Below are 24,136 nucleotides of genomic sequence, written 5' to 3'. Positions count from 1 at the left end.
TATGCTAAGCTGTCACATCAATGTCGGTCCTTTCCGTTCTGCTATCTATGGCGTACTACATAATGTAACGCTCATTGTGTCCTCGCACAATTTTTATCTCATCTTCGCCGCATAAGTATGTATTTGCACAAATCGTATCACGGCTCTCCACGATACAATTTTCAATATGCGTATTATCACCGATGTAAACATCATTCAAAATAATTGAATTTTTGATTACGCAGTTCTTTCCTACAAATACCTGTTTGAACAGTACAGAATTTTCCACTGTTCCGTTTATAATACATCCACTCGCGATCAGACTGTTGCGGACTTCTGCTCCCACGTTGTATTTGGCCGGAGCAAGGTCATCCACCTTGGAATATACATATGGTTCCTGGTGAAAGAAATAATTTCGGACATCCGGTTTCAGAAAATCCATATTTGTCTGATAATAAGACTCTACACTGGCGATATTGCTCCAGTAGCTGTCCAGTTTGTATCCGTAAATCTGTTTGACATTTTTATAACGGATCAGAATATCGGTTACAAAGTCAAACCGGTGCTCCTCCATGCTCTTCTCCAGCATCTCGATGAGTTGTCTTCTGCGCAGTACATAAATACCGGTAGAAATCGTGTGAGACTGTGCCACCATCGGTTTTTCTTCAAAATCAACGATTCTGGACTCTTCATTCATCTGTACCACACCGAAACGGCTGACATCCTCTGTCGCAAGAACATCCTTGCATACAATGGTAATGTCTGCTTTTTTCTGAATGTGGTAATCCAGCACCTTATTATAATCCAGTTTGTATACACAATCTCCGCCGGCAACAATGACATACGGCTCATGACTTCGTTTCAGGAAGTCGATATTCTGCGCCAGGGCATCTGCGGTTCCGCGATACCAGTTGCCGTTATCGGATGTGATCGTCGGTGTAAAAATATAAAGTCCACCCTGTTTTCTTCCGAAATTCCACCATTTTGAGGAGTTCAGATGCTCATTTAAGGAGCGGGAATTGTACTGTGTCAGTACTGCCACACGCTGGATGTGTGAATTGCTCATGTTGCTCAGCGCAAAGTCGATCGCACGGTATCCGCCACCAATCGGCATAGCTGCAATGGCCCGCTTATCGGAAAGCTCTCTCATTCTGTAATTATTACCACCTGCTAAAATAATACCTATTGCTTTCATTATTTGCCACCTGCCTTAACAATATATTCCCCGCTGTCAAGGACGCCATCCGGATAATCTTCCGGTGTTGTCACACCAGCAATTGCTGTATTTTTACCAATCTGTACATTTGGCGGAATTACGGATTTTTCTCCGATGGTTACCAGACCAAACGCATAAACGCTCTCTTTCAACTTGTTTGGTTTCTCTTCGCCGAAACCAAGTACGGCACCGTCACCAACCACACAGTCCTCTGCAATGATTGCTTTATCGATCACAGCATTTTCCCCAATGGTTACACCTTCCATAATAATGGAATCACGGACAACGCTGCCTTTTCCGATAGTTACATTCGCACCAATGACACATCCGTGCACTTCACCGTAAACCTCGGTACCTTCACCGATGATACTCTTGTCCACTTTTGCGTCTGCCGCAATATACTGCGGAGCGAGCACATCACTCTTTGTATAGATCTTCCAGTATTCCTCATACAGGTTAAATTCCGGGATCAGGTCGATCAGCTCCATATTTGCTTCCCAGTAAGAGCCTAAGGTTCCTACATCTTTCCAGTATCCGTTGTACTCGTAGGCAAAAATACGCTCACCTTTGTCGAAGCAATACGGAATCACATGCATTCCGAAATCGCAGTTCTCCACATCCTTATTGGCGATCAGGGCTTCTTTTAATGCTTTCCAGCTGAAAATATAGATACCCATGGATGCAAGGTTGCTCTTCGGCTCTGCCGGTTTCTCCTGGAATTCACGGATTCTGTTCTCTTCATCTGCTACGACGATACCGAAACGACTTGCCTCTTCCATCGGAACCGGCATAACTGCGATGGTAACATCTGCGTGATTCTGCTTATGGAAATCAAGCATCACTTCATAATCCATCTTGTAAATGTGGTCACCGGACAGGATCAGGACATATTCCGGATCATAACTGTCTATGTACTTCATATTCTGGTAAATCGCATTCGCCGTACCGGAATACCATTCACTTCCACCGCTCTTCTCATACGGCTGAAGAATCGTAACACCACCGTTATTACGATCCAGATCCCACGGAATACCAATACCGATATGCGTATTCAGCCGCAGTGGCTGATACTGTGTCAGAACACCTACAGTATCGATTCCGGAATTAATACAGTTACTGAGCGGAAAATCGATAATACGATATTTGCCTCCGAATGCAACAGCCGGTTTTGCAACATTTGCAGTCAATACGCCGAGTCGGCTTCCCTGCCCGCCGGCCAGAAGCATTGCAATCATTTCCTTTCGAATCATGTAAATCACCTCTTGTCGATAACGGCGAAATATTTTTGAATCAAACCGTTATCTATAAATTAAATTTGATAGCAAAATTATAACATATTTTTTTGACTGTGTGCATTATATTTCACAATTTTCCCAAAAATTATAGTGTTTTTTCGACATTTTACACAACGTTTGGTCTGACCAACGCATTTCTCCCATACCATTCGCATTTATGTCAAATGTATGTAAAGCTTTAAGCCTGATTCCTCTGAAACCACAACTTTTTTCCCCGCCGTGACATTGCCAAGTTTTCCTCAATGAGGTATAATGTGCTAAGTAATAAGGAAGAAAAATGATTCAAATATACAGGTGGTAGATGATTATGTACAAAATTAACTTTAAAAAACCAATTCACATTCATTTTATAGGCATCGGCGGCATCAGCATGAGTGGTCTGGCCGAGATTTTATTAAAGGAAGGATTTACCGTATCCGGTTCTGACAACAAGGCATCTGCACTGACCGAGCAGCTGGAGAAAAACGGTGCAACTGTCTATATCGGTCAGCGCGCAGCCAATATCCAGCCGGGCATTGAGCTTGTGGTCTATACCGCAGCGATCCATCCGGACAACGCCGAGTGGAAAGCAGCCCACGACGCAGGCATCCCGATGCTGACCCGTGCAGAATTTCTCGGACAGCTCATGGACAACTATGCAAAATCCATTGCAGTCAGCGGAACCCACGGAAAGACAACAACGACATCCATGATCTCACACATCCTTCTGGCAGCTGAGAGTGATCCGACCATCTCCGTAGGCGGCATGCTTGATGCCATCGGTGGAAATATCCGTGTCGGAGGATCGGATGTATTTCTGACAGAAGCCTGTGAATATACAAACAGTTTCCTGAACTTCCATCCAAAATACAGCATCATCCTGAATATCGAGGAAGATCATCTGGACTTTTTCAAGGACATTCATGATATCCGGAATTCATTCCACAAATTTGCTCAGAATACAGCTGCTGACGGCGTGCTGATCCTGAACGCAGCGATTGATCATCCGGAAGAAATTATTGCAGATTTAAAGGAACGTGTCGTTACTTTCGGTCTGACAGAGAACGCAGATTACACTGCAGCCGATATTTCTTATAATGAAGCGGCATGCGCATCCTTTACCTATAACGTACACGGGCAGGCAGCCGGACATGTTTCCTTAAACGTTCCGGGCAAACATAACATTGCAAACGCACTTGCAGCCATCGCTTTTGCCACAGAGGCAGGCTTTGACAACGACACCATCATCCGTGGATTACAGGCATTTGGTGGAACAGCCAGACGATTCGAATACAAAGGAAAACTCGGCGGCATCACCATCATTGATGATTACGCTCATCATCCGACAGAGATTGCGGCAACGTTAACTGCTGCCCGCAATTATCCGCATGACCGGATCATCTGCATTTTCCAGCCGCATACTTATACACGTACAAAAGCTTTCTGGAATCAGTTTTCCGATGCACTTTCCCTGGCAGACGTTGTTGTACTGGCAGATGTGTACGCAGCCCGTGAAACAGACACCCTTGGCATTCATATGGAAGATCTGGCAGACGATATCCGCAAAAAAGGTACGGAGAGTTACTTCTTCCCGTCCTTTGATGCCATCGAGAATTACCTGCTGGAAACATGTGTCGACAACGATCTGTTGATAACCATGGGCGCCGGTGATATTTATCAGGTAGGCGAACATCTTCTTGGAAAACGCTAAAAACGTACTGTTTCAAGTACAGTACATGTAACAGTTCCAAACAGTGTACGCCAACATTTTTTCTCAGCTAATATTGAAGTAAAATGTTATGTTATCCACATTGCAGCATCTCTCCGGAATACTGTGATGTGGATATCTTTTTCTTCTCTTTTCTGAGGCAATATGATATACTTCAAGGCGAAAGAGAGAGTGCAATTATGGCAAAAATCACGTTATACAATGACGCATCGGCATCCGCTACTTTCGTGCCGAATATTTTTATTGACCAATACATGACACAGGCAAACGGCGAGTACGTCAAGATCTATCTTTACCTGCTCCGCTGCATGAATCAGACACATTCTGATTTTTCCCTCTCCCGGCTGGCCGACCATTTCGACTGCACCGAGAGAGATATTTTGCGTGCCTTAAAATACTGGGAAAAGCTGCGGCTGTTCCGTCTGGATTTTGACGAAAGCCAGAATCTGGCAGGGATCCATCTGCTCTCAGATTCCTATCTCCCTTCTCCGGGAAATGTCAGGCCGGAGGCGCAGACTGAAAGCAACAGCAATGTTCCCCAAAACAGATCCTGTAATTCCGAAGCAGTTTCCCCAATACCGGCTTCCAATCGGGGCTCGGTGGAAAACGATCCAAAAACATCCAGTGTCACAGATCAGTTTATCCGTTCCGCCAGTCCGAAAAAACAGGTGCAGTATTCCATCAACGACATGATGGAATTCAGCAAACGTCAGGGTGTTCGGGAACTGATCTTTATTACAGAAAAATACCTTGGACGAACGCTGAACCAGACGGATCTGAACATGATTTTTTACTGGTATGACGAATTGCAGCTTTCCACAGAACTCATTGAATATCTGATTGAGGACAGTGTCTCAAAGGGACACACCAGTCTGCATTATATGCAGAAAATCGCGGAAGATTTTGCCGCGCGCAAGATCCGCACAATTCCGGAAGCCAAAGAAGCGCTGAGCCAGGACAGTGCCCTGTATCACGCCGTCATGAAAGCCTTCGGCATCCGCGGGCGAAATCTGGTGCCTTCCGAGACCGTTTTTTTGAAAGAGTGGAGCCTGCAGAAAGGATTTTCCACAGAACTGATCGAGGAAGCCTGCAACCGCACCATCCGCGCCATTCACGAAGCAAGCTTCGGATATGCCAATTCCATTCTGGAGAAATGGCATCTGAACGGTGTACATACGATGGAGGATGTGCGCAAGGCAGACGAGGCTTATCAGCAGAATCAGAAAGGCCGTTCGGAACGGCCAAATCCACCTTCTGCTTCCCAGAGCCAGTTCACAAACTTCAAACAGCGTGAAAATAACTACAACGATCTGCAGCAGCAGCTTCTGAAAAAATCGCTGCAGCAGACACCAACCTCGAACCCACAAACGTAAGCAGGAGGATATTATGCCACTTACCAATACACAATATGATCAGATCATGCGTGGCTATCAGGACCGGCAGTTAGAACGCCAGCGACTGATCGACACGCGCCGGGAAGAAATTGCCACGGTGATCCCGGAAATCGCGAAACTGGATGCCGACATTGCATCCTTAAGTGTCAAACGCGCCCGACAGCTGCTGGACGGCGATGCATCCGCGCTGGAAGACCTGCATGAGCAGATCCAGGCTCTTTCCCTGCAGAAGCAACAGCTTTTACAGGCTCACGGATACCCGGCAGACTATTTTCAGCCGCCATATACCTGCCCAGACTGTCAGGACACCGGATACATCGGTCATGAACGCTGCCACTGTCTGAAGCAGGCAGCCATCGATCTGGTATACACCCAGTCCAATCTGAAAGGTATTCTGGAACAGGAAAACTTTTCTTCCTTTTCCCTGGATTACTACGATAACGATATTTACGATGACAATACACGGCTCTCTTCCTATGAAGCTGCGCAGAACGCGCTGTTGCAGTGCCGCCGGTTTGCGGACACTTTCGACAGCAGTTTTGAAAACCTGCTTCTATTCGGTGACACCGGCGTGGGAAAGACGTTTCTGTCTAACTGTGTAGCCAAAGAACTGCTGGACACCGGACATTCTGTGATTTATTTTTCCGCGCACCACCTGTTTGACCTTCTGGCGCAGAAAACCTTTGCCAAAGATCCACAGGCTGCGGAGAGCTACCGCAATATTTTTGACTGCGACCTGCTGATCATCGATGACCTCGGCACAGAACTGACGAACCATTTCACAACTTCCCAGTTTTTTGTCTGCCTTAACGAGCGGATCCGCAAAGAGAAATCTACGCTGATCTCCACAAACCTGCAGCTGTTTGATATCGCGACGATCTATTCGGAACGAATTTTCTCCCGGATTTCTAACAGCTTCACCATTTTGCATTTATTTGGCAAAGACATCCGTATCTGCAAAAAACTTGCTGAAAAATAAGTTTTTTCACATTTAAACTGTTTAATTCCATATACTCGGCAGAAATCCCTTGTCACAGGTGGGGATTAAGTGCTATAATGCCTTCGTATTTATAAACAAACGAAAAGATTTGATGGAGGAACTTTTCTAATGCATAACGACCAGAGAAACTTAGAAACAATCCCAGCTGGAACTCTCGGAATCATTCCACTCGAGAGCATCAGCGAGATCGGAGAAAAAGTAGACAAATACCTTGTAAAATGGAGATGTGTCCGCGAGCATGAACATGAGAATGACATTGCTTTCAAAGGATATCTGCGTGATTCCTATCTTCTTGATGCTTCCTGCCCACGTTTCGGCAGTGGTGAGGCAAAAGGTATTATTCATGAATCCGTACGTGGATATGATCTTTACATCATGACAGATGTAACAAATTATTCCCTGACATACAAACTCTGCGGACATGAGAACCATATGTCACCGGATGATCACTATCAGGATCTGAAACGTATGATCGCAGCTGCAAATGGTAAAGCGAGAAGAATCACTGTTATCATGCCATTCCTGTATGAAAGCCGTCAACACAGACGTACTGCAAGAGAATCCATGGACTGTGCACTGGCTCTTCAGGAGCTGATCAACATGGGTGTTGATAACATCATCACCTTCGATGCACATGATCCGCGTGTACAGAATGCTATTCCGCTTCACGGATTTGATACCGTTCAGCCGGCTTACCAGTTCGTAAAAGGTATCCTGAATGAAGTAGATGACTTACAGATTGACAATGACCATCTGATGATCATTAGCCCGGATGAGGGAGCCACCAGCCGTGCCGTATTCCTTGCTAGCGTACTTGGTGTAGACATGGGTATGTTCTACAAACGTCGTGATTACAGTCACATTGTAGACGGTACAAACCCAATCGTTGCTCACGAGTTCCTTGGTTCTTCTCTGGATGGCAAAGATGTATGGGTTGTTGATGATATGATCTCTTCCGGCGGAAGTATGATCGATGTTGCCCGTGAATTAAAGAAACGTAATGCCGGCAGAATCTTCGTAATCGCTACCTTCGGACTGTTCACAAACGGTCTCGAGAAATTCGACAAAGCTGTTGAAGAAGGACTGATCTACAAAGTGGTTACAACTAACCTTGCATATCAGACACCTGAGCTCTTAAGCAGAGATTACTATATCAGCTGTGACATGAGCAAATATATTGCATACATCATTGATACTTTAAATCACGATGCATCCATCAGTGATCTGCTTGATCCGTATCAGAGAATCCAGACACTGGTTGCAAAATACAAAGGTGAGATTCCTGAAGATGAGGAGTAATCTTGTAATCACGATTTGGGTGTCAAAACACCCAAATCTTTAGCAAAAAAGAAGCATCGGATTTCCGATGCTTCTTTTTAATTAAATCATTATACCTTAAAGTTACCTGTTGCTTGATTATTAGTTACATACAGAGCAAAAATTTCTCCATAGCGCTCAGTGCCTCTGTCTCATCCGCACCTTCTGCCTGAATTTCAACCTCTACTCCATTATGCGGGTTAAATGCCATAATCCCCATAATACTTTTTGCATTAATACGATGATTTCCCCGTACTAAATACAATGAACTTGAAAACTGGCAGGCTACCTGTACCAGCTCTGCAATTGGATTATCGTATTTATTTACGACGTCTGCAATAACAATTTCTTTCTTACTCATACGCTTTTCCTAACCTCCGTCTAATACACTATTGTAGTTTAGACCCTATTTCTTCTTTTGACAAGCATCTTTTCAAAAACCGTTACTTTTACCGAAATGTCATGCATTTTTTATTATTTCTTGGTTGTTTTTTCGCGCAAAAAAAGGACTGCGGAACAGTCGTTCTGTTCCACAGTCTCCTTATTTTTATTGAGCAAAATTTATGCCAATTTTATTATTTCGCATGTTTTAATGACTAGCAAACACCCTGTGCAAGCATAGCATCTACAACTTTCTCAAAGCCTGCAATGTTAGCACCTGCAACATAGTCGCCCTCTTTGCCGTAACGTTTTGCAGCATCGTCGATATTGTGATAAATGTTAACCATGATCTGGTTCAGCTTTGCATCTACTTCTTCAAATGTCCAGCTTAAGCGTTCACTGTTCTGGGACATCTCAAGTGCGGATGTAGCAACACCACCTGCGTTTGCAGCTTTACCAGGAACAAAGTATACACCGTTCTGCTGCAGATACTGTGTAGCATCCAGAGTTGTAGGCATGTTAGCACCCTCGCAAACTGCGATACAGCCGTTAGCAACTAATGCTTTTGCATCATCGATAAGCAGCTCGTTCTGTGTAGCACACGGAAGAGCAACATCGCATTTTACGCTCCATACGCCGCGTCCCTCATGATACTCAGCGCTTGGTCTGGCTGCTGCGTACTCTGTCAGACGTGCACGTTTTACTTCTTTTACCTCTTTCAGTAAGTCAACATCGATTCCTTCCGGATCATAGATCCAGCCTGTTGAATCAGAGCATGTCACGCATTTAGCGCCTAACTGATGTGCTTTCTGGATTGCATAGATAGCAACGTTACCAGCACCGGATACAACGCAAGTTTTACCTGCCATATCCTGTCCATGGGATTTCAGAAGTTCTTCTGTCATGTATAACAGACCGTAGCCTGTAGCTTCTGTACGAGCTAAAGATCCACCATAAGTAAGTCCTTTACCTGTCAGAACACCTTCATACAGTCTTGTAATTCTCTTGTACTGACCATACAGATAACCAATCTCTCTTGCACCTGTTCCGATATCACCAGCCGGTACATCGACATCAGCACCGATGTATTTGTAAAGTTCTGTCATAAAGCTCTGGCAGAATTCCATAACCTCACGATCAGATTTGCCTTTAGGATCGAAATCAGATCCACCTTTTCCGCCTCCGATTGGAAGACCTGTTAAGGAGTTTTTGAATACCTGTTCGAAACCAAGGAATTTAATAATTCCAAGATATACAGATGGATGCAGACGCAGACCACCTTTGTACGGTCCAATTGCGTTGTTAAACTGTACACGGTATCCTGTGTTTACCTGTGCCTGACCATTGTCGTCAACCCATGCTACACGGAACTTGAACTGTCTGTCTGGCTCTGTGATACGCTCTAAGATTGCCTCTTTTCTGTAAAGCTCTTCATTTGCTTCTACAACTGGTCTGATGGATTCCATTACTTCTTCTACTGCCTGAAGGAATTCCGGTTCAGCAGCATTTTTTGTTTTTACTCTCTCGAGTACTTCGTCTACGTAGCTCATCTCGTATCTCCTTTTTTTTTATAATCTCAACATCATCATTTTATTATCTTAGGAAGGATTATGCAATATTTTTTTTTAAATTTGTCATATTTTTCACATTTAAAGGTGATTTTACATGTTTTTTGCATAATTTGAAACCATTTCCGTCACTCCGCACAATGCTTTTGTACCTCAGCACAAAATACCATGTCTCATTTTTCCTGTTTTTACAGGAAACTGCACATATAATGGTGTATAAAAAAACTCCGGGCTCATGACATATGTGCATAAACCCGAAGTTCTTCCTTCATTTTAGATTACGCCTGATTCGGTATATTCTGACGTAACTCTTATTCCTCGCCCATTTCAGCGATAATGTGTTTGCGCAGTGCTGCATAAGTCTCTTTGCTCAGTGTATGCTCGATCTTGCATGCATCCTGTTCAGCTGTTTCCGGTGAAATTCCTAAGAACTCCAGCCATTTTCTCAAGATGAGATGACGGTCATAAATGTTTGACGCGATCTCCATACCGCTGTCGGTCAATGTGATGAATCCGCTCTCGTCCACATTAATGTAGCCGTTTAAGCGCAGATTTTTCATTGCTACACTGATACTTGGTTTGGAGTAATTCATATCATTAGCAATGTCGATGGAACGAACCACCGGGCGCTGTTTGCTCAATTTTAAAATACACTCCAGATAATCTTCTGCTGACTGATGAATTTGCATCCCCTGTACCTCCTTATCACTTCATTACTTTTCCATGTTTGCAAATTTTGTATACTGCGGTAACCATACCAGATTTACGGTTCCGATCGGACCGTTACGCTGTTTCGCAATGATAATCTCCGCAATTCCTTTATTTTCTGAATCTTTATTATAATAATCATCACGATAGATAAACATAACCACGTCGGCATCCTGCTCGATGGCTCCAGACTCTCGCAAGTCGGAAAGCATCGGTCTGTGATCCGGTCGCTGCTCAACCTGACGGCTCAGCTGTGACAGTGCGATCACCGGCACATTCAACTCTCTGGCTAACTGTTTTAAGGATCGTGAAATATCCGAAATTTCCTGCTGTCTCGAATCACTTCTTCCGGATCCGGACATCAGCTGCAGGTAATCGATGATTACCAGCTTTAAATCATGCTCCAGCTTGTACTTTCGACATTTGCTGCGCAGCTCCGAGATGGAGATACCCGGGGTATCGTCAATGATCAGGTGGGATTTACCAATGGTTCCCGCTCCCTCGATCAGTTTCTCCCAGTCCGCATCCGATAAATTACCGGAGCGGAGCAGCTGTGCATCTACTCTGGATTCCAGCGAAAACAGACGGTTTACCAGCTGTTCCTTCGACATCTCCAGACTGAAGATCGCCGTAGCCATATCCTCGTGGAAAGCCACATACTGCGCGATATTCAGGACAAAAGCTGTTTTACCCATAGATGGTCGTGCGGCCACCAAAATCATATCAGAAGGCTGCAAACCGGATAATTTATAATCCAGATCTACAAACCCCGTCGGAATACCGGTGACATTGCCCTGGGTCTTGGAGGCAAGTTCGATCTTGTCCAGCGCATTCAAAACAACCTGCTTGATCGGTACATAATCGCTGTTGCTCCTGCTCTGAAGCAGGTTAAATATACTTTTTTCTGTATCTTCCAGAATAACTTCCAGGCTTTCATTTCCCAGATAGCAGGTATCTGCGATCTGTTCATTAATCTTGATCAGTTTACGGAGCACCGCTTTTTCTTTTACGATCTCCGCGTAATATTTGACGTTTGCAGACGTTGGAACCGCTGTTACCAGATCGCCGACATATTCCAGGCTGCTGATCTCTGGCGGCACGTTTTTCTCCCGTAAACGATTCTGCAGGGTGATCAGATCTACCGGTGCTCCGCTGTTGAACAATTCCACGATCGTCTCAAACAAAATTCCATATTGCTGATGATAAAAATCATCCTTCACAAGCTGTTCTGAGGCTGTAAGGATCGCGTCTCTGTCCATGATCATGGATCCGATGACCGATTGCTCTGCCTCAAGGCTGTGAGGCATGATCCGTTTTACCAGCGCCTCTTCCATATATTCTGCCGCTCCTTTCTGACTGAGTGACATATACTCTTTTTATTCAGCTCGTGCATATAACCTTGCATCGTTCTGCATTTCAATAATTGTTAGAAACTATCTTATGCCTCTGTAACTTTTACCCGCAGGGATCCGGTTACTTTTGCGTGAAGTTTGATCGCCACATCAAAGGTACCAAAAGATTTGATCGGGATATTCAGTAACATTTTCTTTTTGTCAATCTCCAGGCCAAGCTGTTCTTTGACTGCCGCGGAAATCTCCTTTGTGGATACGGAACCGAAAGTACGTCCGCCTTCACCGGCTTTCATTTTTACCACTACTACTTTATCTTCCAGATCTTTTGCAAGCTGCTGTGCAGCCTCTAACTGCTCCTCTGCAACCTTCTCTGCATGTTTGTTCTGAAGTTTCAGATCATTCAGATTTTTTCCGGTTGCTTCCAGACCAAGTTTTTTCGCAAAAATAACGTTTCTTGCATATGCATCGCTTACGTTTACGACCTCTCCTTTTTTACCGAGAGATTTTACGTCCTCTAATAATATAACTTTCATTATTTGATATCTCCTTCCCTGATCATCTCATCAAGTGTATTTTCTATCGTCCGCTTTGCTCCCTCCAGCGTACAGTCGGTCAGCTGCGCTCCCGCAGAATTCATATGACCTCCGCCGCCGAGACGTTCCATAACCAGCTGCACGTTGATCTCATCAATGGAGCGTGCACTTACATAGATCCGGTCATGATACTCTGTCAGCACAAAAGAAGCCTTGATACCGATGATATTCAGCAGCTCGTTTGCCGCTTGCGCGCAGGCAACGGTCGGACTCTCGATATTGTCCGCCGGGCACACACTGATGACAAACATATTGCGGTAAACTTCCGCACGCCGTACTGCTTCCGCACGGGCCTTATACGCATCCATATCATTTCTGAGCATCTTACGCACTCTGGTAACCTCAGCACCGCACCGGCGCAAATAAGCCGCTGCTTCAAAGGTACGGACACCTGTCTTGGACACAAAGTTATTCGTATCGATCAAAATTCCCGCATAGATGGCATCTGCCTCCTGTGTGGAAAGTTTGATATCTTCATCAAAATATTGTAATACTTCTGCAATCATCTCACAGGTAGAAGATGCATACGGCTCGGTATAGGAAAGCACTGTATTTTTGATTGTCTCCTCACACTGACGATGATGATCAAATACGACAATAGTTTTTGCCCGGTTCAACAGGGTCGGGCACTCGGTATAGCTCGGACGGTTTGTATCCACAACGATCAGGGCCGTGTGGGAATCCAGCTCATCGATAGCCAGTTGACTCGGGATAAACATATCCTCCGGGTAGCCATTGTCTGGTGTAAAACATTCTTTTAATGGACGCAGTGTCGTATTGACCTCATCAATCACGATCTGCACTTTTTTGCCAAGCTGGCGGGCTGCACAGTAAATACCGATGGCCGCACCAAAGGAATCGATATCCGCGATCTTATGTCCCATAACAAAAAACTTATCACGGCTGATCATGATCTCGCGCAGCGCTAACGCTTTCACGCGGGCTTTAACACGGGTGGTCTTGTCCACCTGTCGGTTATTTCCACCAAAATAGGAAATCTTGTCACGGGTCTTGATCACAACCTGATCGCCGCCACGGCCCAGAGCCAGGTCAATGGCCATACGGGAATACTCATAATTTTTGGTATAATCATTGCCCACATAACCGATACCCATACTCAGAGTGACTGACATCTCATTTCCGACTTTAATGCTTTTGACATCTTCCAGAAGGCTGAACTTTTCTTCCTCCATTTTCTGAAGATACTTGTGCTGAAAAATCACAAAATATTTATCATTTTCGGTCTTTTTTACAAGACCGTCAATGGACGCAAAGAACTTATTAACTTTACGGTCTACCAGCGCGATGAGCAGAGATTTCTTGACCTCCTCCACCGTATCCAGAACTTCGTCGTAATTATCAATATAGACCAGCGCAGGTACCATCTGCATTTCCTGGTTTTCAATACGGTACTTCGTCAGCTGGGTTTCATCAAACAGATAAATGACCTGCAGATACTGCTCTTTCTCTGTCAGTTCAATACTGCTGCTTTCATGCAGAATATCCGTAAAATGAATCTTGTGCACGGAAGCGCGGTAAACCTGATCTTCCCGTTCTACGATAATTTCCAGTTCCTCTTCCTTGTCCATCAGTTCTCTGGTAATCTGTGGGAAAATAGTGGTGATCGATTTATGATACCCCTTGTCCTTCTGTGACAGAACTTCAAACCGCTGGTTCATCCAGAGCATTTTCCCATTCGCATCCATAACCGCGTACGGAACTTCGAACTCATTCAGAAGCCGCTTCTGCACGGTACCGTACTGCGTTGCGAAATCAATCAGCTCATTCATAAAGATCGGTTTATTCCGCCAGTACACAAACAACATGACAAAGAAATAAACCCCCACAAAGACAGTTCCAAGAATTCCTGCCCTTACATTTAATACATACATCCACACATCCATGGCCGCAAACAATACTGTAAGCAGCAATGGTGTCCGTGTATAACCCTTTAACTTCCCCTTCAACTTTATATCCTGTTGCATGATAACTCCTTTTGTATTCAAGTCGAACGCATGTGAGACTTGGCGCGTGATTCTGGTCAGCGTAAGCTGACACATTCTTCACAGAATCACTGCGTTCTACACTTCGTTTCGGTCGGCGCAAAACCATTGTCTCCCAGACAATGTGCGCCCCTCGCGGAGCGTTTATCTCAGCTCCAGCTGAGATGACCATACTGTCTATTAAGTATATCACATTTCCACGCAATAAGAAAGTATTTTGTTTTACAATACTAACTTGAGTTTATTCCACTAATATTTTAGTTCCCAACAGAGAGCAGCTGTTTTACGTAACGATCCCAGAATGTACTGTGTTCCTGCTTATAGATCAGTTCCTTTGCCATAACCGGATCATCTGTAATCACGTTGTCAATCCCCATACTAACCACTTTTTCCAGCTGATCCTCTGAATTTACCGTCCACACATAGACCTGCTTCCCAGCTTTCTGCGCCTGGCTGACAAAATTCTGGCTCAGCAGTGTTGACTCCACACTGTAGCCGTCCGCATACTCAAGATTCGTAAAATTGCCATAGGATACGGAAGTAATGTAAACTGTCTCTATGGAGCTGTCCGCTTCCTTTACTTTCTGAAGGGATTCATATTTCAGGGAAGAAACCACACAGGAATCCCGCATATGATATTCTTTCAGAAGTTTTGCAACACTCTCCTCCAGATTTTTATCATGCCCGCTTGGCTTGATCTCGATATTCAGGCGGATCTTGCCCCTGCACACCTTCAGCACTTCCTCCAGTGTCGGGATTCGCACTGTCTGATATTTTTTATCAAACCAGCTTCCGTTGTCCAGATTTTTGATCTCATCCCAGGTCACCTGCCATACTTCTTTATCCAGTCCTGTTGTCCGTTTCAGGCTGGAATCGTGCATAACGACCACTTCTCCATCCGAAGTTTGCTGTACATCCAGTTCCACCCAGTCTGCGCCAACTTCAATGGCTCCCTTAAACGCCGGGATCGTGTTTTCCGGATACACGGAAGAATATCCTCTGTGGGCCGTCACTTCCACCGGATTACCCAGTCCCATGTGCAGTACACCGCGCTTATCTGCAAAATTATATGCAAAATTAATTCCGATCACCACCACAATACTGATGGCTATGATCCGCTTACGGTACAGATACAGTTTCTTCGCCCACCCGGTTTTTGTGAGGCGGTAGGCATTGTCAAGATTCCGAAACTGTCCCGGGATTTTTTCCCCGGATGTTGCCTTGTAATAATAATAAAGCAGGCTGACGCAGAGAAAAAACAGTGGAAGATCAAAACAGAAAAACAATGCGCCGCACACATCCATCAACAGTGAAATACCGGAAAGGGTCAAACTGCTGAACAGATCCTGCGTCGGCAGAGCCTGATTCACTCTGGACACCAGCCAGGAACCAAACAGGATAATTCCATAATAAATACCAATGCAGGCCAGGTTCCAGCCCACAATCACCGCCATATCAAGCCAGTAATGTCTTCCCTGCAGCTTTCTGCTTTGCATTCTTGCCCGCTTAAAACTGCATTTTTCCAGGCAAAAATAATGCAGACTATAGATCCAGTGGAACGATTTCAATCCCATAAAGATCCAGAAACCAACATACAAAATGGCCAGCCATGTATGAGACATAATGTAGTCCAAAATAAACTGCGGCACTGTAAATTTCGTTATATAACCAGAAATAACCACCGCATGTGTCATCGGTATGATGATCAGCAGATAGAGCATCATAATAATGTTTCGCTGATAAATAACCCGCAGGGATGTCTTAAATCCCTGACGGATCAATGCCAGCAGCGGCATTTCCTGTTTGCGGAACGACGCATGGATACAGCAAATGATACAGCAGATATCAAACAGTGTAAAAAATGCCATTCCCAGAACGATCAGTATCAGAAACACCCAGGTTAATGGTGCTTTCAGGAAAGTCCCCATGGTCTCATCTGACAAAAAACTCAACCCCTGTGCCTTCAGAGCCAGCTTCATCAGACCGCTGAGCAGCGGTTTGAACACAGCCATGGAGGCGAATTTATATAAAAGTTCAAACACTAAAAGTGTACCAAAATTCAATTTTAGTAAACCAAATGCATATCGTAAATACTTAAAAACTGTCTTTATTTTTTTCATATGATTCCTTTTTTTGTATATTTCAGCCCCAGTCATCTCGAGTCCGCTACGCTTCCTCTCGATGTGGCTTCTCGCCAAATAAAATTTCAGGAAAAAATGTTCATTCATGTAAGCATGATTCGCACTTTTTCCTAAAATTTTTCCTGGCTCTGAAATATGCAAAAAGCTCCCCGGAAATTCTTTCCGGGGAGTCTGTTGTCAAAATTAATCCTGTACGTATGGCATTAAAGCAACGTGACGTGCTCTCTTGATTGCTACAGTGATAGCTCTCTGATGTTTTGCACAGTTTCCTGTGATTCTTCTCGGAAGGATTTTTCCTCTCTCAGAGATGTATCTTTTTAATTTATTTGTATCCTTGTAATCGATTACATTGTCTTTTCCACAGAATACACAAACTTTTTTTCTTCTGCGGCCGCCTCTTCTCTTCATCGGAGAATCGCTTTTTCCATCTTTATTATAAGCCATGATAGTTTACCTCCTGTTTAGTTAAATGGTAATTCTTCATCAATTCCGTCCGGAATATTCATAAAACCATCGCTCACTGCATTGCTCGGTGATGGTCTGTCTGCCGGTGCAAAATTTGCTGCATGCTCAGCGCTTGCTGCTTTGCTCTCCGCAAACTCCTGCTCCTCTACCACAACATCTGTTGTGTAAACCTTCTGTCCGTCGCGGTTTGTATAACTTCCGGTCTGGATACGGCCTGTAAGAGCAATTTTTGTTCCTTTGCGCAGATATTTCTCTGCGAACTCTGCCTGACGTCCGAATGCCACACAGCCGATGAAATCTGCTGTCTGGCTGTCGCCGTCACGACGGAATCTACGATCTACTGCAACTGTATATCTTGCGATTGCGGTTGCCTGTTCACCCTGAGAATAACGAACCTCAGGATCACGGGTCAAACGTCCCATTAAAATTACTTTATTCATAAGGATAACTCCTTCTCTACTGTGAAATTATGCCTCGTCTTTTCTAACGCATAAAAATCTCAGCACGTTGTCCATGATACGAACACTCTGCTCTAACTCAGCAGGTACTTCTGCTGCAGCGTCGAACTGAATGAAGTAATAGAAGCCTTCGCTCATTTTCTGGATATCGTAAGCTAATTTTTTCTTACCCCAATCCTCAACTTCTGTTACTGTACCGCCAAAACGAGTAATGTACTCTTTTGCTTTCTCAACAACTGCTGCTCTGGCGTCATCTTCGATCTTGGCACTAACAATTAATGCTAATTCATACTTGTTCATGCTTTCTTACCTCCTTGTGGTCTTTTGGCCCTCTGCTCATCCGTAGAGAGCAAGGATATTGTATATCACGATTGCCTATGTTACCATATTTTCATCAATCAGGCAAGTGTTTTTTTAAATCTTTTGTGTTTTTTTCCACAATCTTTCGTGCAACCATGATCTGATGCCCGCAGCCCTGGCATTTTAACCGAAAATCTGCTCCCACGCGGAGGATTTCCCACTCAAAACTACCACAGGGATGTTTCTTTTTTAACTTTACGATATCTCCCACTTCATATCGATATGCCATTCATTCACCTCAATCATTCATTTTCCACTTCTATTTTTACATGCTTATGCAATCATCCTGAACCACTTTTTAGAATTTTTTAGCAAACCTGCTGAAATACTTCTCCAATCGGTGCCTGGATCACCAGATCCGCACGATTATCCAGCGGTGTTGCAGATTTGTTGATCAGCACAAGTTTATTTCCCCGATAATAATCGATCAGTCCGGCTGCCGGATACACAGCAAGGCTTGTTCCACCGATGATCAGCACCTCAGCCTGACTGATAAAACGAATGGCCGCCTGCATGGTAGCAGAATCCAGACCTTCCTCATATAATACAACATCCGGCTTAATCTGTCCGCCACAGTCACACTTCGGAACTCCCGTTGAGTTCTTAATATACTGCGCATCATATAGCTTTCCGCATTTTCTGCAATAATTGCGGTGTACGCTTCCGTGAAGTTCCAATACATTTTTACTGCCGGCCGCCTGATGCAGCCCGTCAATATTCTGCGTGACAACCGCCTTCAGTTTGCCCTTTTCTTCCAGTTCTGCCAGTTTCAAGTGTGCGGCATTCGGTTTTGCATCCAGTGCCAGCATTTTGTCACGGTAAAACCGGTAAAATTCCTCTGTCTTTTCCATATAAAACGTATGACTTAAAATTGTCTCCGGCGGATATTCATATTTCTGATGATACAGTCCGTCCACACTTCGGAAATCCGGGATGCCGCTCTCTGTAGAGACGCCGGCTCCGCCAAAAAACACAATATTATCTGACCCATCGATCCATTCTTTTAAAATTTCTGCTTTTTTCATCTGTTTCGCTCCTTTTTTCTGATGAAACACTATGCAAATTCATGTTTTTATACTATACTGATAGACAGAAAATAGCAACTCTATTTTACATGATCAGGGAGGTATTGATTTCATGAAAACATTTTCACTCAGAGACTGTAACAAACCAATTCAGTTCTACGCAAACTGCACCGGATGCATCCTGCTTCCGAAAAAAATGGATCAGGTTGTCATCGTTACCGCAAATGGCGAGCATGTAAATGTCGGCATACAGCTTCCGCACGAACTGTCCTTAAAATTATATGATAAAATTCTGGAAACAGCAAATATCGGCGGCACCATCCATATTCCGGACATGCAGGAATTAAATGATGATGAGATCCGCGTAGCCATTGATGAACTTGAGATCGAGTTTCCGTCATAATCTGACATTTGTATCAGACAACCGGCATCTAAATCAAAATAAGATACATTTCCCCCGGTGCTTATCGGGGGTTTTTCTAAAAATGCCTTTTCATATACACTCTCTAAAAAAATAGTTTTAAAAATATCTTCACTCTTTCTTCACAGTTTTACTAGTTGACATATTTTCTTCCGTGATATTTAATATATCTTAGTGACCATTAACAGGTTTTATGTAATGATTCTCAGTGGGAAGCACTCTGAATGATTCCATAAATAACAGTTTAAAATAAGCAGATATATCATACTTATTTTTAAACAGATACATTATTATATAGAAACGGGAAGATAAAAACATGCATATTTCATTCGCAGAAAAAAAGATCCGCCTGCTTGGACTGGCGGTCTGTATTTTTATGATTCTATTTGTGTCCGCCAACTGGCGGCTTTATCTGGATCCGGACCTGAATCTGACATACGGCACCGTTCTTTTTGTGTTGTCTCTCATCGCCGGACCCGTAGCGGGATTTCTGATCGTCGCTAAGCCATCCGTCGATGAGAAATACAAGGCATTTGCAAACACGGCACTTTTTTTTATTATGCCAATCCTTACCATTCAGATGGTAGAAGTATTTAACGAAAACTATATATGGTGGTTTTCCGTGCCAACGTTCCTTGCCAACTATATGATCTATCTGGTGTTCTATCTGTTTTTCTACCTGATCACCGGACGTTATCATATGGTGGGACTGATTGTAAACATATCCTTATATGTATGGTCCCTGCTGAACTACTTTATCGAGCTGTTCCGCGGTTCTCCTTTTGTTCCGCTGGATATTCTCACTTTTAAAACAGGCTTAAGTGTTTCCGACGGTTACACCTATGAGCTCAGTTGGAAGCTGATCCTTGGCTCCATTATGTTTTTCCTAATCTACCTGGTAAACAAAAAAAGTGTCAACATCAAGCCGAAAAAATTGAAATTCAAACTTTTTGCAAAACTTGCCCCGGCAGCTTATATCGCAGTCGTTGTGATTTCCTTATTTTTCACTGATCACGCAGCAAACCTTGGTTACAAACCGGATTTCTGGGATCAGGCCAGAGGTTATCACCGCACCGGTTCTTTCTTTAACTTCTGCCTCAACACAAAATATCTCATTATCCGGAAACCTTCTGACTATGATCCGAATAATGTCAGTGATTATGTGGCCAAGACATTAAAAGATGCCGATGTTGACCCGGACAGCGATACAAGCACGAACCTTTTGACCGGTAAAAATGATTACATAGCCAACGCAGATGGCACGAAACCAAATATCATCTGTATTATGAATGAATCCCTGGCTGACCTGGGTGCCCTTGGCAATCTGGAGACAAACGAGGATTACATGCCGTTTATCCACAGCCTGACAGAAAATACGATCAAAGGTTATTTGTCCATGCCGGTATTCGGTGCAGGAACAAGTAACAGTGAATTTGAATTTTTATCCGGAGATTCTATCTCCTTTTTACCGACAGGCTGCAACGTATATCAGTCCTACGTGAAGGATACCGTTCCATCCCTGGTGTCAACGTTAGGTTCTCTCGGTTACTCCGAAACTGCTTTTCATCCGTATTACGGAGAAGGCTGGAACCGTCGTAACGTATATCCGTTGCTTGGATTTGAAAACTACATCAGCATTGAAGATTTTGTGGATCAGGACATTCTCGACACTTACAAACAGAATAACGATGTCACTGAGTATGAGTCTCTGTTAAACCAGCGTTATCCTGACCGTCACATGCTACTGCGTCGTTTCGTCAGCGACAGCTACGATTACTCCATGGTGGAAAACATGTACGAAAACCGGGATACTTCCAAACCATTTTTCCTCTTTAACGTCACCATGCAGAACCACGGCGGATACGCAATGTCCTATACAAACTTTGCACAGGAAGTGTACGTCACAAACATGAACGGCATTTATCCAAAGGCAAACCGTTATCTGTCTCTGGTAAAACGCTCTGATGAAGCATTCCAGGAACTGGTAAACTACTTCAGCAACGTATCAGAACCGACCATTATCTGTATGTTTGGTGATCATCTGCCATCCATCGAAGATGAATTTTATGAGGAACTGTTCGGTACAAGCTTGGATAATCTCTCCACGGAACAGCAGCAGCTCCGCTACACAACACCGTTTGTCATCTGGGCAAATTATGACATTCCGGAAGCGACCTTAAACCACATCAGTGCAAACTATCTGTCCACACTGGTGCTGCAGACCGCCGGCCTGCCGATGACACAGTACAACAAATATCTGGCTGCACTGTATCAGAAACTTCCGATCATCAATACTGTCGGATATGTGGATTCTGACAATAATTATTATTCACATAACGACAGCAGCAAGTACGATGATCTGCTTTATCAGTATCACTGCCTTGTATACAATTCACTGATCGATCGGAACAACCGGGATTCCTCTGTATTTTTTATGAATCGGTAAGTATTATTAGACACATGTAATATTTAAAGAAATGCAACACTTCATCTGTTTTCGTTGCATTTCTTTTTTTCTGTCCCAAAAAGTCACCATGTATATTCAGGACTTTTGCAACATTTAGAAGCATTTTGTCTAATTCATTACATTTTTCTCGTTTTTTATTGTGCATTTTGCGTATTTTTTATTGACATGGTCTTACCATATGGTTATAATAAGCTCATGAAGTTTATATTTTGTTTATAAATTTCACACTTGCTTAACTTTTTTAAAATTTAGGAGGGTTTGATTTATGGCTTTAGGTATTATTGGTATTGTAGTCGCTCTTGCTATTTTCCTGTATGGCGCCTACAAGAACGTATCCGTACTCTACCTGGCTCCGCTCTGCGGCGTTATCGTAGCAGTAACAAACGGATTGAACGCAAACGATGCATTTACTTCTCTGTATGTAGGTGCCGTTGAAGAAAATGCAGCAACCGGCGTATGGGAAATCGGCGGTGTCTGCGGAATGATCACAGCAATTTTCCCGACTGTATTCTTAGGCGGTTTATTTGGTAAAGTATTAGCTGACAGCGGTGCTGCTCAGTCTATCGCTTCCACATTAGTAAATAAATTCGTTATGCCGGTAAACAATAAAGAAAAACAGGCAAAACGTGCCGTTTTAATTATGTTACTTATCGAGTGTATCCTTACATATGGTGGTGTAGACGGTTTCGTAGCTATCTTCGCTACATTCCCAATCTGTATGTACATGGCAAGCCGTATCGGTATTCCGAGACGTATGGTTCCGGCAATGCTGGCTTTAAGCTGTGGTGCTAACTCTGCCCCATTCGTATTAAGTATCAATAACATCATTTGTATGAGCATCCTGAAGACAAGCGCGGGTGCTGCTCCAATCCCTGGATTTATTTCCTTCATCGTAATCGAAGTTGGTGTATACTTCATCTGCTCTACCTTCATCGTCAAAGAGATGAGAAAAGGCGAGACATTTGATTATGGTAACTGTGAGCCGATTCCGGATGACAATGCAAAAAAACTTCCGCATTTCGCACTCGCTATGATTCCGTTAGTAGTTGTATTCCTGCTTTTCGCTATCGTACAGATTGCTTCCTTAGCTCTGGTATCCGGTATCGCAGCAGTAATCATCCTGATGGCTCCGCACTTCAAAGACAATGAGAAAAAAGGCTTCCCGGCATGGGCAGGCAACGTTCTCAATTCCTTAAACATTGGTGCCGCAAATGGTGCAAGCGCAATCATGACTCTGACAGCTGCAGCTGGTTTCGCAGCCGTTGTACAGCACACACAAGCTTTCAACGGTTTCGTTGGAATCCTCTTTGGCATGAAAGCTTCTCCGTTAGTAATCGGTATTGTACTTGCTATCATCGTAGTAGCATTTACATCTTCACCGCCAGCAGCTTTAAGTATCGCACTTCCAATGGTTGCTGCCGCTTATATCTGGACAGCTAACCCGGTTCTGAACCCGAACGCACTTGCTCGTTGTGCAGCTATCGCAGTTTCCACATTCGAGACACTGCCGGTTAACGGACTGATCCTGATCACAACCGGACTTGCTCAGGTTAAGATCAAAGATGCTTACTTACCGATGTTCTTACAGACAGTTATCATGACATTAGTTGGAACAATTCTCTGTGCAATCATCCTTACTGTTGCACCGGGACTTGCATAAGTAAAAAATTATTTTCGACAATTATCTTAGTATCGAAAAAAGTTAAGCCATACAAAAAACGCTGCTTCACATCGGAGCAGCGTTTTTCATTCCAGCATTTTTGTACTGGGCAGATATTTGCAATCTGCTACACTATCCAGATAAAATATGCTATTATGTTATCTGTTCACTTTGTAATTTTAGTAATAGAAAGGTTTATACTTATGAAAAAAAAGAAACCATTTAACTGGAGCACTTATGTCACACTGATCGGAGTGGTGATTATCCTTGCCATTATTTTTACCGATTCCATTGACACCATGTATGTACTGCCGGTTCTGGGTGCTATCTGCCTCGTATACGGTATCTTTGGATTACTGCAATCCCGCAGTTCCAACGAAGTCGGTCTGGTACAGCGTTCCATGTTGCAGCTGATTCTTGGTGCTTTCGTTATCTTTATCGGTATGATTGAGGCACTTCACCTGAATCTGACACAGAAGTTCTGGGATATTTTCCTGATCATTATTGTGGTTGTTATTGCGATTTGGATGTTTTTGCGGCGCCGAAAATAAATTCTTGTTTAGGGTAATTTGGAACAAGCAGAAACGAACTCCAACAAGAACCTGAAAAATTTTCTGTGACCACT

Annotated in this window: 22 protein-coding genes; 8 read left to right on the top strand and 14 right to left on the bottom strand. The window is 43.7% G+C overall.

Going from position 1 to position 24,136, the window contains the following annotated elements; translation table 11 throughout:
- Positions 1-55: 55 nt before the first annotated feature.
- Together glgD and Q0I54_RS05870 are read right to left on the bottom strand one after the other, a co-directional pair.
- Positions 56-1,174 carry a glucose-1-phosphate adenylyltransferase subunit GlgD gene (gene glgD, locus Q0I54_RS05875; protein WP_296117229.1) on the bottom strand — a complete coding sequence of 373 codons (1,119 nt, stop codon included), beginning with the start codon at positions 1,172-1,174 and terminating at the stop codon, positions 56-58.
- Positions 1,174-2,445 (bottom strand): glucose-1-phosphate adenylyltransferase, encoded by a 1,272-nt coding sequence (locus Q0I54_RS05870; protein ID WP_296117228.1) that lies wholly within the window; start codon positions 2,443-2,445, stop codon positions 1,174-1,176. Before Q0I54_RS05870 ends, glgD begins: the two co-directional genes overlap by 1 nt.
- Positions 2,446-2,797: 352 nt before the next feature.
- Here Q0I54_RS05870 and murC point away from each other — a divergent pair, with 352 nt between their 5' ends.
- From murC to Q0I54_RS05850, 4 genes are all read left to right on the top strand, one after another.
- Complete coding sequence (gene murC, locus Q0I54_RS05865) at positions 2,798-4,180, top strand: UDP-N-acetylmuramate--L-alanine ligase (RefSeq protein ID WP_296117226.1); 1,383 nt, start codon at positions 2,798-2,800, stop codon at positions 4,178-4,180.
- Positions 4,181-4,377: 197 nt separating this feature from the next.
- The gene (locus tag Q0I54_RS05860; RefSeq protein WP_296117224.1) at positions 4,378-5,571 is read left to right on the top strand and encodes a DnaD domain protein; all 1,194 of its coding nucleotides are present in this window, start codon (positions 4,378-4,380) and stop codon (positions 5,569-5,571) included.
- Between the two features lie 13 nt (positions 5,572-5,584).
- Positions 5,585-6,571 carry an ATP-binding protein gene (locus Q0I54_RS05855; protein WP_296117222.1) on the top strand — a complete coding sequence of 329 codons (987 nt, stop codon included), beginning with the start codon at positions 5,585-5,587 and terminating at the stop codon, positions 6,569-6,571.
- Between the two features lie 129 nt (positions 6,572-6,700).
- On the top strand, positions 6,701-7,891 hold the full coding sequence (locus tag Q0I54_RS05850; protein WP_296117220.1) for a ribose-phosphate pyrophosphokinase: 1,191 nt from the start codon (positions 6,701-6,703) through the stop codon (positions 7,889-7,891).
- Between the two features lie 124 nt (positions 7,892-8,015).
- Here the strand turns inward: Q0I54_RS05850 and Q0I54_RS05845 are convergent, their stop codons facing one another.
- From Q0I54_RS05845 to Q0I54_RS05790, 12 genes are all read right to left on the bottom strand, one after another.
- Positions 8,016-8,270 (bottom strand): HPr family phosphocarrier protein, encoded by a 255-nt coding sequence (locus Q0I54_RS05845; RefSeq protein ID WP_296117219.1) that lies wholly within the window; start codon positions 8,268-8,270, stop codon positions 8,016-8,018.
- A gap of 235 nt (positions 8,271-8,505) precedes the next feature.
- Positions 8,506-9,840: an NADP-specific glutamate dehydrogenase gene (gene gdhA / locus Q0I54_RS05840; RefSeq protein ID WP_296117216.1), complete on the bottom strand. Its 1,335-nt coding sequence runs from the start codon at positions 9,838-9,840 to the stop codon at positions 8,506-8,508.
- A 329-nt stretch (positions 9,841-10,169) separates the two neighbouring features.
- Positions 10,170-10,547: a metal-dependent transcriptional regulator gene (locus Q0I54_RS05835; protein ID WP_296117214.1), complete on the bottom strand. Its 378-nt coding sequence runs from the start codon at positions 10,545-10,547 to the stop codon at positions 10,170-10,172.
- 24 nt (positions 10,548-10,571) lie between these two features.
- A complete protein-coding gene (gene dnaB / locus Q0I54_RS05830; RefSeq protein WP_294784505.1) occupies positions 10,572-11,900 on the bottom strand; it encodes a replicative DNA helicase in 1,329 nt (442 codons plus the stop codon).
- Between the two features lie 104 nt (positions 11,901-12,004).
- Positions 12,005-12,451, bottom strand: coding sequence for a 50S ribosomal protein L9 (gene rplI, locus Q0I54_RS05825; RefSeq protein WP_296117211.1), 447 nt, complete (start codon positions 12,449-12,451; stop codon positions 12,005-12,007).
- Positions 12,451-14,496, bottom strand: a complete 2,046-nt coding sequence (locus Q0I54_RS05820; protein WP_296117209.1) for a DHH family phosphoesterase — start codon at positions 14,494-14,496, stop codon at positions 12,451-12,453. The genes rplI and Q0I54_RS05820 overlap by 1 nt, the downstream gene beginning before the upstream one ends.
- 275 nt (positions 14,497-14,771) lie before the next feature.
- A complete protein-coding gene (locus Q0I54_RS05815) occupies positions 14,772-16,634 on the bottom strand; it encodes a glycerophosphodiester phosphodiesterase (protein WP_296117208.1) in 1,863 nt (620 codons plus the stop codon).
- A gap of 204 nt (positions 16,635-16,838) precedes the next feature.
- A complete protein-coding gene (gene rpsR / locus Q0I54_RS05810) occupies positions 16,839-17,099 on the bottom strand; it encodes a 30S ribosomal protein S18 (RefSeq protein WP_021738501.1) in 261 nt (86 codons plus the stop codon).
- A gap of 17 nt (positions 17,100-17,116) precedes the next feature.
- Positions 17,117-17,560 carry a single-stranded DNA-binding protein gene (locus Q0I54_RS05805; RefSeq protein ID WP_021738500.1) on the bottom strand — a complete coding sequence of 148 codons (444 nt, stop codon included), beginning with the start codon at positions 17,558-17,560 and terminating at the stop codon, positions 17,117-17,119.
- Between the two features lie 27 nt (positions 17,561-17,587).
- Complete coding sequence (gene rpsF / locus Q0I54_RS05800; RefSeq protein ID WP_021738499.1) at positions 17,588-17,878, bottom strand: 30S ribosomal protein S6; 291 nt, start codon at positions 17,876-17,878, stop codon at positions 17,588-17,590.
- Between the two features lie 94 nt (positions 17,879-17,972).
- Positions 17,973-18,167, bottom strand: a complete 195-nt coding sequence (locus tag Q0I54_RS05795) for a DUF951 domain-containing protein (protein ID WP_294784463.1) — start codon at positions 18,165-18,167, stop codon at positions 17,973-17,975.
- A 79-nt stretch (positions 18,168-18,246) separates the two neighbouring features.
- Positions 18,247-18,963 (bottom strand): NAD-dependent protein deacylase, encoded by a 717-nt coding sequence (locus tag Q0I54_RS05790; protein WP_296117206.1) that lies wholly within the window; start codon positions 18,961-18,963, stop codon positions 18,247-18,249.
- A 112-nt stretch (positions 18,964-19,075) separates the two neighbouring features.
- Here Q0I54_RS05790 and Q0I54_RS05785 point away from each other — a divergent pair, with 112 nt between their 5' ends.
- The 4 genes from Q0I54_RS05785 to Q0I54_RS05770 all read left to right on the top strand — a co-directional run bounded on the left by Q0I54_RS05785 (position 19,076) and on the right by Q0I54_RS05770 (position 24,062).
- Entirely contained in the window at positions 19,076-19,366 is a 291-nt protein-coding gene (locus Q0I54_RS05785; RefSeq protein WP_294784461.1) for a hypothetical protein, read from the top strand.
- A 334-nt stretch (positions 19,367-19,700) separates the two neighbouring features.
- On the top strand, positions 19,701-21,830 hold the full coding sequence (locus tag Q0I54_RS05780) for an LTA synthase family protein (RefSeq protein WP_296117204.1): 2,130 nt from the start codon (positions 19,701-19,703) through the stop codon (positions 21,828-21,830).
- A 286-nt stretch (positions 21,831-22,116) separates the two neighbouring features.
- On the top strand, positions 22,117-23,511 hold the full coding sequence (locus Q0I54_RS05775; protein WP_296117203.1) for a GntP family permease: 1,395 nt from the start codon (positions 22,117-22,119) through the stop codon (positions 23,509-23,511).
- 203 nt (positions 23,512-23,714) lie between these two features.
- On the top strand, positions 23,715-24,062 hold the full coding sequence (locus Q0I54_RS05770; protein ID WP_296117202.1) for a hypothetical protein: 348 nt from the start codon (positions 23,715-23,717) through the stop codon (positions 24,060-24,062).
- Positions 24,063-24,136 lie beyond the last annotated feature (74 nt).

The sequence above is a fragment of the uncultured Eubacterium sp. genome, assembly GCF_934295145.1.
GTDB lineage: Bacteria > Bacillota > Clostridia > Lachnospirales > Lachnospiraceae > Eubacterium_I.
This window is presented reverse-complemented; position numbering and strand designations above follow the sequence as displayed.